Raw genomic sequence first — 12,763 nt, forward strand, 5'->3', positions numbered from 1 at the left:
ATGAACGGTGTGTCCAGCGCCAGACAGCAGGAAATTCAGCGTATTGTCGATGCGCTGTCGACGGCGATTGCACAGCGCAGGCTGGCGCCCGGTACCCGCCTGGTGGAAGCGCAGATTGTGGAGGTGCTGTCGGCCAACCGTAACCACGTGCAGGCGGCCCTTCAGCGGCTGGCATTGCAGCACATTGTCACCATTTCCCCAAATCGCGGTGCCAAAGTGGCACAGCCTGAGGCGCGTGAGGCGCGCGAAGTGTTTATCGCCCGTCGGGCGTTAGAGCGCGCGATGCTGGCCGGCATCAGCGTTGAAAAGATGGCAAGCTATGAACAGGAGCTGGAGGCCCATCTTCAGGCAGAGCGGGAGGCGATCGCGGGAAACGATCGCCGTGATATCATCCGGGTTCTCAGTCATTTCCACCTGCTGCTGGCCCGGATTAGCGATAACAGGGTGCTGAGTGAAATGCTCGATAACCTGATGGTGCGCAGCTCGCTGATAGTCGCCCTGTACCAGCGTAATGAAACGCCAGCATGCCAGTGTGATGAACACCTTGCCGTGGTCACCGCGCTGAGGGCCGGTGCGGTCGCCCGCGCGCAGGCGATTATGGATGAGCACTTGCATCACCTGGAACGTCAGCTTGCCCTCGAGGAGGGGCCACAGGCCCCCTTTACCCTGCTTGATGCGTTAACCCTGTAATTCCTTTATTCAGGCAAAAAAAAAGCCCCCTGACATCATCAGAGGGCTTTTTAACGAGGGTCGCTGTTACTTCTTGATGCGGATAACCGGAGTTTCACCCACGACAACATTACCCGTCAGCTTCACCAGCTCTTTGATCTCATCCATATTAGAGATCACCACTGGGGTCAGCGTTGATTTTGCTTTCTCTTCCAGCAGCGCCAGATCAAACTCGATGACCACGTCGCCTTTTTTGACTTTCTGACCTTCTTCAGCGATGCGCTTAAAGCCTTCGCCTTTCAGCTCAACCGTATCAATCCCGAAGTGGACAAACAGCTCAATGCCGTTGTCTGACTCAATGGAAAAAGCATGGTTGGTTTCGAAAATTTTGCCAATGGTACCATCGACCGGCGCAACCATTTTATTGCCGGTGGGTTTGATAGCGATACCGTCGCCAACAATTTTCTCTGCAAACACCACATCCGGCACGTCTTCGATATTGACGATTTCACCCGACAGGGGGGCTACGATCTCGATAGTGCCTGATGCGGAATCAGACTTATCGCCAAAAAGTTTTGAAAACAAACCCATGTTCTTCTCCTAAGCAGTAATTTTGGGCCAGCGTGTCTCTAACTCAGCAGAGTGTTTTTTCTTCAATGAACTTATTGACCAGGTTCATCAACTCGTCCGCTGTAGGTTGAGCAAGAGCCTGCTCTGCCAATGCCTTCGCATCTTCAAAATTCGTATTACGAATAATTTTCTTGATGCGTGGAATAGAAATGGCACTCATGCTGAATTCGTCCAGCCCCATTCCCAATAACAGTAGTGTAGCACGTTCGTCGCCTGCCAGCTCACCGCACATGCCAGTCCATTTACCTTCGGCATGAGAAGCATCAATAACCTGCTTGATCAGCGTCAGTACGGAAGGAGACATTGGGTTGTAGAGATGGGAGATCAGGTCATTACCACGGTCAACTGCCAGAGTATACTGCGTCAGGTCGTTTGTCCCAATACTGAAGAAATCAACTTCTTTCGCCAGGTGGTGAGCAATGACGGCTGAGGCCGGTGTTTCCACCATAATGCCCACTTCAATGCTTTCGTCGAAGGCTGTGCCTTCTTCGCGCAGCTGCGCTTTCAGCGTTTCCAGTTCGGCTTTCAGGAAGCGAACTTCCTCAACGGCGATAATCATTGGGAACATGATACGCAGTTTACCGAATGCAGAAGCACGCAGGATGGCACGCAGCTGGGCGTGGAGAATTTCAGGACGGTCCATGGCGATACGGATCGCACGCCAGCCAAGGAACGGGTTATCTTCTTTCGGCAGGTTCATGTACGGCAGGTCTTTGTCACCGCCGATGTCCATGGTGCGGACAATCACGGCCTGCGCACCGACGGCTTCAGCAACAGCTTTGTAAGCCTGGAACTGCTCGTCTTCCGTCGGCAGGGATTCACGATCCATAAACAGGAATTCAGTGCGGTACAGGCCGACACCTTCAGCGCCGTTACGTTCTGCACCGGCGACGTCGCGCACGGTACCGATGTTCGCGCACACTTCTACCTGATGGCCGTCGAGGGTGATTGCCGGCAGGTCTTTCAGTTTCGCCAGCTCGTTTTTCTCGCTGAGGTACTGATGGGCTACGGCTTTCAGCTCTTCGATTTTTTCAGCAGTCGGGTTAACGTACACCTGATTATTGACGCCATCGAGGATCAGGAAATCATCATTTTTGACCTGGCTGGTCACATCACCAGTACCGACGATAGCAGGCAGTTCGAGAGAGCGCGCCATGATCGAGGTGTGCGAAGTGCGGCCACCGATATCGGTGATAAAGCCCAGCACTTTGTTCAGGTTCAGCTGTGCCGTTTCTGACGGGGTCAGATCTTTCGCAATCAGCAGGACTTCTTCATTGATGGCGCTGAGATCAACAATATGCAGGCCAAGAATGTTTTGCAGCAGGCGTTTGCCGATATCACGTACGTCGGCAGCACGTTCTTTCAGATACTCGTCATCGAGTTCTTCCAGTGCCTTAGCCTGACCTTCAATCACAGAAAAGGCAGCAGCATCCGCAGTGGCATGCTCGTCTTTGATCAGGGCGATGATTTCCTGCTCCAGTTCTTCATCTTCCAGCAGCATAATATGCCCTTCGAAGATCGCTTCTTTCTCTTCACCGAAGGTTTCCCCGGCTTTGATTTTGATCGCTTCAAGCTGCACGGCAGCTTTTTTACGACCATCAAGAAAACGTTGAACTTCCTGATCGACCTGGTCGGCAGAAATCTTTTTCCGGTTGATGATTATCTCATCTTCTTTCAGCAGAAGCGCCTTGCCGAAAGCGATACCCGGTGATGCTAAAATGCCTGAAATCATAACCCTACCTTTTCTTTCTTTGAAAATCATCTGGGGCGGAGAACCGCGGATGACTGCATCGGTTAATCCACTCAGCGAGCCGGAAAGTGCATACCGTTTGTTTCGTCAGTTTTTGGCTACTTTACGAAAACAACATCGCGAACGTACTGTTCGCGATCAATATTGCTTACTTATGTCCGGAAACACGTCGCTGGACAAGCTGGAATGCGAGTGGATTACTCCAGCTCCGCCATCAGTTTAACCAGATGCTCAACGGCTTTCTGCTCATCTTCGCCTTCAGCTGACAGCGTGACGACGGTCCCCTGAGTCAGACCCAGAGTCTGCAACTTGAACAGGCTCTTCGCGCTGGCAGATTTACCGTTAGAGGTCACGGTGATTTCTGAAGCAAAAGCTTTGGCTTCTTTTACGAACTGAGCGGCTGGACGAGTGTGCAGGCCATTTGGTGCGGTAATGGTGACTTCTTGCTGGAACATTATGTTTCCCCAACTTAATTTGGTTTGGTGTTATTGATCTAAAGTCTAGCCTGGTGGCTGAACTTTAGCCTGTAGTGAGTCGCGCTGGCATGGTACAAAGACTGGCCAAAAAATGCGCTGGTAAGGTGGAATGAAGATCGAGGATGAATGCGGAATTCCCTCTTTCTTTTCCACTACCCATTATGCCGCTATTTCTCTTTGTGCGCCAAACCAGTAAATCGATTCAGCTTGATCCAGTTCACGCGGCGATTAATTTTACGGATCGAAATAATTGGCAGCTTAAATACCAGACACCAGAGGGTAAAATCAATCGGTAGGGTGGTAAAAATTTGAAGCAGCCCACAAAAAAGCACCCGCACGGGTGCTTTTTCAGACAATTTCGGCTTTCTGGCACTACTGTTGCAGTTCTTTTTCAGTGAACAGATCGGCAAACAGGGCGGTGGAGAGATAGCGTTCGCCGGAAGAGGGGAGGATCACGACGATATTTTTATTAGCGAAAGCCTCATCTTCCTGCAGTTTTAAGGCGGCAGCGACGGCAGCACCGGAAGAGATACCGGCCAGAATCCCTTCTTCTTCCATCAGGCGACGTGCGGTTAAAATGGCCTCTTCATTGGAGATAGCCACCACGCGGTCAACCAGGTTGAGATCGAGGTTGCCAGGGATAAAACCGGCACCAATACCCTGAATCTTATGCGGGCCGGGCTTAATTTCTTCACCGGCTATCGCCTGGGCAATCACCGGAGAGTCGGTCGGTTCGACCGCGACGGTAATCAGCGCTTTTTTACCTTGCGTATTTTTGATGTAGCGGCTGACGCCGGTCAGCGTTCCACCCGTACCCACACCGGCGATAAACACATCGACCTCACCATCGGTGTCTTCCCAGATTTCAGGGCCAGTGGTCTTTTCATGGATTTCCGGGTTAGCCGGGTTGCTGAACTGCTGCAGCAGAACAAACCGATCAGGATCGCCGGCCACAATCTCTTCTGCTTTGCTGATGGCGCCTTTCATGCCTTTGGCCCCTTCCGTCAGCACCAGGTTTGCGCCCAGCGCTTTCAGCAGCTTACGGCGCTCCACGCTCATGGTTTCGGGCATCGTCAGCGTCAGCTTATAACCGCGTGCGGCGGCGACATAGGCCAGCGCAATACCGGTGTTACCGCTGGTGGGTTCGACCAGCTCAATACCCGGCTTCAGGATCCCGCGTTTCTCTGCGTCCCAAATCATATTGGCACCGATACGGCATTTGACACTGAAGCTAGGGTTACGCGACTCCACTTTTGCCAGAATGCGTCCATTACCGATGCGGTTCAGTCGAACCAGCGGCGTATGACCGATTGTTAAAGAGTTGTCTTCATAGATCTTACTCATAGCCCGTCCTTAACTGTATGAAATATTGGCAACGCTTAGAGCATACCTTGTTCATTTAGCCAGTGAAGTGAAGAAATCGTATATAGATATGTTCTGCTGAAATAAGGCCTGACGAAATGGCATAAGCCAGAAATGACGGGGGCATCAATGCGAAATTCAGGATGCCGCTGCGGGATTTGAGAGGGAGCGGGTCGCCAGGCACGACCCGCTGTGCGTGTTCTATCGGTTCAGCGCCAGCTGCGGACGATATTTTTCTACCCACATCGCCGTCGCGCCGCAGACGGCAACGGGCATAATGACCAGATTCAGCAGCGGGATCATGGTGAACAGGCTGACCAGAGCACCGAACTGCATATGTTCCGTTTTGTTCTGTCGCAGTGCGGTACGCATGTCCCGGAAGCTGACTTTGTGATTATCAAAGGGGAAGTCACAGTACTGAATCGACAGCATCCACGCGCTGAACAGGAACCACAGCACCGGGGCCACCGTCTGACCAAATCCGGGCACAAAATAGAGTAGCAGCAGTACCAGCGCCCGCGGCAGATACCAGGCCAGCTTTTGCCACTCACGTTTCATGATACGCGGCAGGTCTTTTACCAGACCGCTCCAGCCGTTATCGGGCAGCGGTTTGCCGGTCAGGCGACCTTCGAGTTGTTCAGAGAGCAGGCCACAAAAAGGGGCGGCTATCCAGTTAGCGATAGTGGAGAAAAAATAGCTGAAGACTAAAATAATCGACAGGACCGTTAGCGGCCAGATCAGATAGCCGAGCCACTGCAACCAGCCGGGGATCATCGCCATCATTTGCGGTATCCAGTGTCCCAGACGGTCAAACAGCCAGATAAAGGCACCGCCCATCAGAATGATGTTGACCAGCAGGGGGAGCAGCACAAAACGCCGGATGCCGGGAAGCATGATCAGCTTCCATCCCCGGGCAAAAAAGTGGACGCCATTGTGTGACGGGTCAGAATTGTGAAGTGACATGTACTGCTTTTCTCCATTACACGGGCAGGCAGGGGGTATCATAACTCAGCTTTTTTTCCTTACCAGAGGGGGTTTGAGCGAAAAAACAGCAAAAAAGCGTCCTCATAGCGGGATATTTGTCAGAAAATACTGCACAGACTTGCACTTGTGTACCTGGGCAAATACAGTTAGAGGATAAAGTTTGCCGCGGTGGCAAGGTATTGGAACAACAGAGAATACAATGATGCAGGATTTGCGTCTGATATTAATCGTTGTTGGCGCGATCGCCATAATAGCGCTTCTCCTTCACGGCTTGTGGACCAGCCGTAAAGAGCGCTCATCTGTTTTTCGCGATCGCCCGCACAAGCGTTTAAAGCAGGACAGAGAAGAAGCGTTCGAAGACGAGGAAGAGGGCGTGGGTGAAGTGCGTGTCCAGCGCAGCCAGCCTGAGCCGTCGGAGCCTTCCCTGGGTGGATTTAATGCCGGGGATGAGCCACCGCGTCAGCCAAAACCTCGCCATCCCTCGGAACCGGTGCGTCATCAGCCTGTGGTCGATGAGCAACCTGAATCCGATCCGCTGTTTGGCGGTGAGTTTCAGCACGCCCCGGAACCGGATTACGAGGCACCTGAACCCGTACGCCATGCTGAACCCGTGCGCCAGGCACCGTCGGTTAGCAGACCGCCAGAGCCGCCTCAGCCTCAACCAGCGGCCGGGGCTGTCCAGCCTCCGTCAGATGAAGAGATCGCAGAGGCGAAGCAGGCAGAAGCCCGTCGTAAAGAGACCGTACTGGTTCTGCATGTCTCCGCCCATGCCGGCGGCAGCATCAGCGGTGAAGCACTTCTGCAGGGTGTACTGCAGGCCGGCTTCCAGTTTGGCGAAATGAATATATTCCACCGCCATCTGAACCCGGCGGGCAGTGGCCCGGTGCTGTTCAGCCTGGCGAATATGGTTAAACCGGGGTCGTTTAATCCGGACAACATGTCTGATTTCACCACTCCGGGCGTGTCGATCTTTATGATGGTGCCGTCCTACGGCGATGCGCATCAGAACTTTAAGCTGATGCTGCAGTCCGCCCAACGCATTGCCGATGATGTCGGCGGCGTGGTGCTGGATGATGAACGCCGCATGATGACACCACAGAAGCTGGAAACGTATAAAGCGCGTATCCGCGATGTGATTGACGCCAACGCGCAGTAAATATTACCTGAATCATAATCTTCCCAAACCCCCGACCTTCGGGGGTTTTTTATCTCTGATGGTGCCGCTATGGAATCCTTACAAGACAAAATCAACCATTTGCGAACCCTGCTTCGCCACCATGAATATCAGTATCACGTACTGGATGCGCCGGAAGTACCGGATGCGGAGTACGATCGCCTGATGGGTGAATTGCGTGAGCTGGAAGCTGCCCACCCGGAATTAATTACTGCAGACTCCCCGACCCAGCGCGTTGGTGCTGCGCCGCTCACCGCCTTTGACCAGGTACGCCACGAAGTGCCGATGCTGTCTCTGGATAACGCCTTCGATGAAGAAAGTTATCTGGCGTTTAACAAACGCGTGCAGGATCGCCTGAAAAGCAGCGATGAGATCACCTTCTGTTGCGAGCTGAAGCTCGACGGGCTGGCCGTCAGTCTGCTGTATGAAAACGGTGAGCTGGTGCGGGCGGCGACACGGGGTGATGGCACCACCGGGGAAAATATCACCGCCAACGTGCGCACGATTGGCGCTATTCCGCTGCGCCTTCGTGGCGAAAATATCCCGGCGCGGATGGAGGTGCGTGGCGAAGTGTTTATGCCGCTGGCCGGGTTTGAAAAAATGAATGATGAGGCACGCCGCACCGGCAGTAAGGTATTTGCTAATCCGCGTAATGCGGCGGCCGGTTCACTGCGCCAGCTTGACCCGCGCATTACCGCCAGACGCCCTCTGACGTTCTTCTGCTATGGTCTGGGTCTGCTGGAGGGGGGCGAGATGCCGCGCAGCCATATGGGCCGCCTGCAGCAGTTTAAAGCCTGGGGGTTACCGGTCAGCGATCGTGTGCGCCTCTGCCACAATGCTGAAGAAGTGTTAGCTTTTTACCGGGAAGTGGAAGTGGCCCGCCCGACGCTCGGATTCGATATTGACGGCGTGGTGATTAAAGTCGACTCCCTGGATCTGCAGGAGCAGCTGGGCTTTGTCGCTCGTGCTCCTCGCTGGGCGATCGCCTTTAAGTTTCCTGCCCAGGAGCAGATGACCCTGGTGCGTGACGTGGAGTTTCAGGTCGGGCGTACCGGGGCGATCACGCCGGTGGCACGTCTGGAGCCGGTGCTGGTGGCCGGGGTGATAGTGAGCAACGCCACGCTGCACAATGCCGATGAAATTGAGCGACTGGGGTTAAAAATCGGTGACCGTGTGACGATCCGCCGTGCGGGCGATGTGATCCCGAAAGTCGTCAGCGTGGTGGAACACGCTGAAAATGCGCGGGACGTCGTGTTCCCGACCCACTGTCCGGTCTGTGGCTCGGACGTTGAGCGGGTGGAAGGAGAAGTCGTTGCCCGTTGCACCGGTGGGCTCATCTGCGGTGCCCAGCGTAAGGGCGCGCTAAAACACTTCGTTTCCCGTCGTGCGCTGGATATTGACGGCATGGGCGAAAAGATTATCGATCAGCTGGTCGAAAAAGAGTACGTCCTGAACCCGGCCGACCTGTTTGATCTGACCGCAGGCAAACTGACCGGGCTGGATCGTATGGGGCCAAAATCGGCTCAGAATGTGGTGGACGCGCTGGCAAAAGCGAAGCACACCACGTTTGCCCGCTTCCTGTATGCCCTGGGTATCAGCGAAGTGGGGGAGGCCACGGCTGCAAACCTGGCCGCCCATTTCGGTACTCTTGAGGCGCTGATGGCCGCCGATCTCGACGCGCTCATCGCGGTGCCGGACGTCGGCAAAGTGGTTGCCAGCCACGTGCGTAACTTCCTGGATGAAGAGAGCAACCGCGAGGTCATCCGCCTGCTGGTGGAAAAAGCCGGGATCACCTGGCCTGAGGTGGTGGTGGTCAAAGCGGAAGAGATCGACAGCCCCTTTGCCGGTAAAACCGTTGTGCTGACCGGTTCTCTGACCGTGCTGTCACGCGATGAAGCCAAAGACCGGCTGGTGGCGCTGGGGGCAAAAGTCAGCGGCAGCGTGTCAAAGAAAACCGATCTGGTGATCGCCGGAGAAGCCGCAGGCTCCAAGCTGGCTAAGGCGCAGGAGCTGGGTATTGCGGTGATCGACGAAGCGGAAATGATACGTTTACTGGGTGAGTGAGATGGAAAAACAGCACCTGATCGAGATTGCCAACACCGTGATGCCCTTTGGTAAATACAAGGGGCGGGTGCTGATTGACCTGCCTGAAGAATATTTACTGTGGTTTGCCCGCAAAGACGAGTTTCCTCAGGGTCACCTGGGGGAGCTGATGCAGATCGCGCTGGCGATCAAAATAGAGGGGCTGGAAGGACTCGTGAAACCGTTGAAACGGGGCCATCAGGCCCCGTAACACAGTCTTACTTCTGCGATTCCATTACCGCAGGTTTTTGCTCGTCTGCTTTCTTCTGCGCAGCCAGTTTCTCACCGGCTCTTTTATAGCGCTGCGCCAGCATGGAACAGACCATCAGCTGGATCTGATGGAAGATCATCAGCGGCAGCACAATAATCCCCACGGCGGCTGACGGGAACAGGATATTGGCCATCGGCACGCCGTTTGCCAGACTCTTTTTCGACCCGCAGAAGAGAATGGTAATCTCATCCTCACGGTTAAAGCGAAACAGCCGCGCAGCGGCCAGATTAATGGCCAGCACCACAAACAGCAGCCCCAGACTCCCCACGCCAATCCACACCAGCGTCATCACCCCTACGCGGTGCCAGATACCGTTCACCACCGCCTCGCTGAAGGCCGAGTAGACCACCAGCAGAATAGACGTCTGGTCGGTTTTACCAATCAACCCGCGGTTTCTTTCCACCCAGCCGGCAATCCAGCGGCGTGACAGATTACCAAGTAAAAACGGTACCAGCAGCTGCAGCATAATTTTACCCATCTGCTCCAGGCTTCCACCGACGGCGTCAGTGTGGACATTCATTAACAGTCCAACCAGCAGCGGCGAGATAAAGACGCCAAGCAGGCTGGAGGCAGAGGCGCTGCACACGGCTGCCGCGACGTTACCGCCCGCCAGCGAGGTCAGCGCAATTGACGACTGCACGGTGGCGGGCAGAATGGTCAGGTACATAAAGCCGGTATAAATCTCAACACTGAGGTTTAACGGATGCCACCAGACCAGCAGCATCCCCAGGGCAGGGAACAGGACGAAAGTACTGAACATCACCCACAGATGCAGACGCCAGTGTCCGCCGCCGGCAATGATTTTTTCCCGCGACAGCTTGGCCCCGTGCATAAAGAACAGCAGGGCGATGGCGATGGTGGTCATCCATTCAAAGAAATCAACAAAGTAGCCGCGGGCGGGCAGGAAGGAGGCCAGCAGCACGGTGATAATCAGCTTCAACATCAGTGGATCAATACGAAATATGCCCATTGTTAATGCCCGGTTAAAAAATGATGCGGCTATTGTGCTCTGCCGGGGTTTAGAAATAAAATTAATTTATTGAATTCATATATGAGTAGAATCGATGAATTATACGTTGCGTCAGCTGCGGGTGTTTGTGGCGGTGGCCCAGCAGGGAAGTTTCAGCCAGGCCGGACAGCTGATCGGGCTCAGCCAGTCGGCGGTCAGTCACAGCATAAAAGAGCTGGAAACGGAGATGGGCATCCGACTGCTGGATCGTACCACGCGCGAGGTGCTGCTGACCGAGGCGGGGGAACAGCTTGCCAGCCGCCTTGAGCGATTACTGGAGGAGCTGAACACCACGCTGCTGGATGTGCGCAGTTACGGCCATCATCGCAGCGGTACGGTGCGCGTGGCTGCCAGTCAGACCCCTTCTGCTCACCTGATGCCGCAGTGTCTGGCAGCTGGGCAGCTGCACTACCCGGAGATCAAAGTGTTGCTGCGCGACCGCCCGCAGCAGTGGGTGCTGCAAAGTATCCGCAATGCAGAGGTGGATTTTGGCATTGTCGTCGGGCCGCTACAGGCAGACGATCTGGAGTGTGAGGCTATCCTGGATGAACCCTTTTTGCTGCTGTGTCGTCAGGATGATCCCCTGGCGCAGCCGCCGACGGTTTACTGGCACATGCTTAACCACCGCACGCTGGTGCTGCAGGATTATGCCTCAGGCAGTCGGGTACTGATTGATGAGGCGCTGCGCGGCCAGCAAGTACAGGCAGAGATAGCACAGGAGATTGGCCATCCGGCAACCTTGTTTCCCATGGTGGAGGCGGGGATCGGTATCAGTATTTTACCGGCGCTGGCGCTGCCATTACCCCAGGGGCGGCCGTTGCTGGTGCGTCGCATTGTACCGGAGATCAACCGCAGCATTATGCTGGTCAGGCGTAAAAACCGCTCGCTGACGCCTGCGGCAGAAGCAATATGGCAGGAAGTGCGCCAGCAGGCGGAGCTGCTGACGCAGCAACGTGCCAGCGCATCGCCTTATTAGATGTAGACGTTCAGCTTATTATTTTCGGTCGGACGGTTAACCCCGTCGGCCAGTTTACTGCTGCCAGTGTCCGCTGCCTTACTGGCTTCCTGCATTTCGGCGGCTTTTTCTGCCTGTTGCTGCTGGATTTGCGCTAACTGCGCTTCCAGCATCATGATCTGATTTTCGATCATCTGCTGCTGTTTTGCTTTCTGGTCTTCATCCATGGTCGTATCACCGGCCATGCTTTTCAGCTGTTCCTGCAGTCTGGCAATCTGTTTGCTGATGCTGGCGGTTTGTGAACCTGTATCGCCGCCCCCTGAGCCGCCCGATACACTGCTGCTGGTATTGATGGTTGTCATTACTGTCTCCTTTGTATTTAACCACTACGGGTTATCGGAAGGTATTGCCGGAGACTTGAGGCCGATAAGCGTAAAACGCGTGATAAAAAAGTGAAAAGGAAGCTTGCCAGAGAAGGCGAGTTAGCTCTTTTACATTAATTTTCTTACGTAGGTTGCTGTAATATAACGGGTGCTTTTAACTCAAGGAGAGAACAATGAAGCGATTTACAGGACGTATTGCTCTTATCACCGGCGCGGGTTCCGGTATTGGCCAGGCAACGGTATTACGATTTTTAAGTGAAGGGGCAACCGTCATTGCCGCTGATATTATGCCAGAAGGGCTGGCCACTACGCGTAAGATGGCTGAACACGCAGGGTATGATGAGCGGTTAACCACACGCGAAGTGGATATTTCCAGCGAGTCTTCCGTGCGGCAACAGGTTGCGGAGGCCATCGAACAGGCCGGACGACTGGATGTACTAGTCAATGCAGCGGGCATTTTGCGCTCCAGCCATACTCACCTGACCAGCCTGGATTTTTGGAACCGCATGCTGGCTGTGAACCTGACCGGCACTTTCCTGGTGACGCGTGAGGCATTACCCGCGTTGCTGAAAACCGGTAATGGCGTGGTGGTCAACTTCAGTTCAACCTCAGCCAGCTTTGCTCATCCCTATATGGCGGCTTATGCGGCGACGAAGGGAGGTATTCAGTCATTCACTCATTCGATTGCTTCCGAATATGCCCGGCAGGGATTACGTGCAGTAGCCGTCGCACCGGGCAGTATTGCCTCCGGAATGACAAACGATCCCGGTCTCCCCGCGGATGCGGATATGTCGCTGTTCAGTAAGATGTCGCCGGCGCTGGGGCAGGGGTTTGCGTCACCGGATTCCGTTGCGGGGGTGATCGCCATGTTTGCCTCAGACGACGGCAAGTTTATTACCGGCACCGAACTGCGCATTGATGGCGGCACGCATATGTAATGGCGTTTTCGCCCGTTCGTGCTGAGGAACGTTGCAGGAGGTGACTGCTTTTCACTCACTCCTCAGCACAAATCTCACAC

13 protein-coding genes are annotated in these 12,763 nt (G+C 54.5%); 6 read left to right on the forward strand and 7 right to left on the reverse strand.

Annotated elements, in window-relative coordinates; translation table 11 throughout:
- Positions 1-690 carry a GntR family transcriptional regulator gene (locus tag EPE01S_RS11215; RefSeq protein WP_062744897.1) on the forward strand — a complete coding sequence of 230 codons (690 nt, stop codon included), beginning with the start codon at positions 1-3 and terminating at the stop codon, positions 688-690.
- Between the two features lie 66 nt (positions 691-756).
- On the opposite strand, the gene crr is transcribed toward EPE01S_RS11215, so the two are convergent.
- The 5 genes from crr to cysZ all read right to left on the reverse strand — a co-directional run bounded on the left by crr (position 757) and on the right by cysZ (position 5,850).
- Positions 757-1,260 (reverse strand): PTS glucose transporter subunit IIA, encoded by a 504-nt coding sequence (gene crr / locus EPE01S_RS11220; protein ID WP_062744899.1) that lies wholly within the window; start codon positions 1,258-1,260, stop codon positions 757-759.
- A 43-nt stretch (positions 1,261-1,303) separates the two neighbouring features.
- On the reverse strand, positions 1,304-3,031 hold the full coding sequence (gene ptsI, locus EPE01S_RS11225) for a phosphoenolpyruvate-protein phosphotransferase PtsI (RefSeq protein WP_062744901.1): 1,728 nt from the start codon (positions 3,029-3,031) through the stop codon (positions 1,304-1,306).
- A 215-nt stretch (positions 3,032-3,246) separates the two neighbouring features.
- A complete protein-coding gene (gene ptsH, locus EPE01S_RS11230) occupies positions 3,247-3,504 on the reverse strand; it encodes a phosphocarrier protein Hpr (protein ID WP_034916267.1) in 258 nt (85 codons plus the stop codon).
- A 393-nt stretch (positions 3,505-3,897) separates the two neighbouring features.
- Entirely contained in the window at positions 3,898-4,869 is a 972-nt protein-coding gene (gene cysK / locus EPE01S_RS11240; RefSeq protein WP_062744905.1) for a cysteine synthase A, read from the reverse strand.
- 219 nt (positions 4,870-5,088) lie between these two features.
- Complete coding sequence (gene cysZ / locus EPE01S_RS11245; RefSeq protein ID WP_062744907.1) at positions 5,089-5,850, reverse strand: sulfate transporter CysZ; 762 nt, start codon at positions 5,848-5,850, stop codon at positions 5,089-5,091.
- A gap of 220 nt (positions 5,851-6,070) precedes the next feature.
- Between cysZ and zipA the strand changes: the two genes are divergently transcribed.
- From zipA to EPE01S_RS11260, 3 genes are all read left to right on the forward strand, one after another.
- Positions 6,071-7,027, forward strand: a complete 957-nt coding sequence (gene zipA / locus EPE01S_RS11250) for a cell division protein ZipA (RefSeq protein ID WP_062744910.1) — start codon at positions 6,071-6,073, stop codon at positions 7,025-7,027.
- 69 nt (positions 7,028-7,096) lie between these two features.
- On the forward strand, positions 7,097-9,109 hold the full coding sequence (gene ligA, locus EPE01S_RS11255) for an NAD-dependent DNA ligase LigA (RefSeq protein ID WP_062744912.1): 2,013 nt from the start codon (positions 7,097-7,099) through the stop codon (positions 9,107-9,109).
- A 1-nt stretch (position 9,110) separates the two neighbouring features.
- Positions 9,111-9,338, forward strand: coding sequence for a DUF3820 family protein (locus EPE01S_RS11260; RefSeq protein ID WP_062744914.1), 228 nt, complete (start codon positions 9,111-9,113; stop codon positions 9,336-9,338).
- A gap of 7 nt (positions 9,339-9,345) precedes the next feature.
- Here EPE01S_RS11260 and EPE01S_RS11265 read toward each other — a convergent pair whose 3' ends face one another.
- Positions 9,346-10,368, reverse strand: a complete 1,023-nt coding sequence (locus tag EPE01S_RS11265; RefSeq protein ID WP_062744916.1) for a bile acid:sodium symporter family protein — start codon at positions 10,366-10,368, stop codon at positions 9,346-9,348.
- 94 nt (positions 10,369-10,462) lie between these two features.
- Between EPE01S_RS11265 and EPE01S_RS11270 the strand changes: the two genes are divergently transcribed.
- Complete coding sequence (locus EPE01S_RS11270; protein ID WP_062744918.1) at positions 10,463-11,383, forward strand: LysR family transcriptional regulator; 921 nt, start codon at positions 10,463-10,465, stop codon at positions 11,381-11,383.
- On the opposite strand, the gene EPE01S_RS11275 is transcribed toward EPE01S_RS11270, so the two are convergent.
- Positions 11,380-11,724, reverse strand: a complete 345-nt coding sequence (locus EPE01S_RS11275; RefSeq protein ID WP_062744920.1) for a FlxA-like family protein — start codon at positions 11,722-11,724, stop codon at positions 11,380-11,382. The two genes, EPE01S_RS11270 and EPE01S_RS11275, sit on opposite strands and share 4 nt — an antisense overlap.
- Before the next feature lie 194 nt (positions 11,725-11,918).
- Here EPE01S_RS11275 and EPE01S_RS11280 point away from each other — a divergent pair, with 194 nt between their 5' ends.
- A complete protein-coding gene (locus tag EPE01S_RS11280; RefSeq protein ID WP_062744924.1) occupies positions 11,919-12,683 on the forward strand; it encodes an SDR family NAD(P)-dependent oxidoreductase in 765 nt (254 codons plus the stop codon).
- Positions 12,684-12,763: the final 80 nt, after the last annotated feature.

This window comes from Erwinia persicina NBRC 102418 (assembly GCF_001571305.1).
GTDB lineage: Bacteria > Pseudomonadota > Gammaproteobacteria > Enterobacterales > Enterobacteriaceae > Erwinia > Erwinia persicina.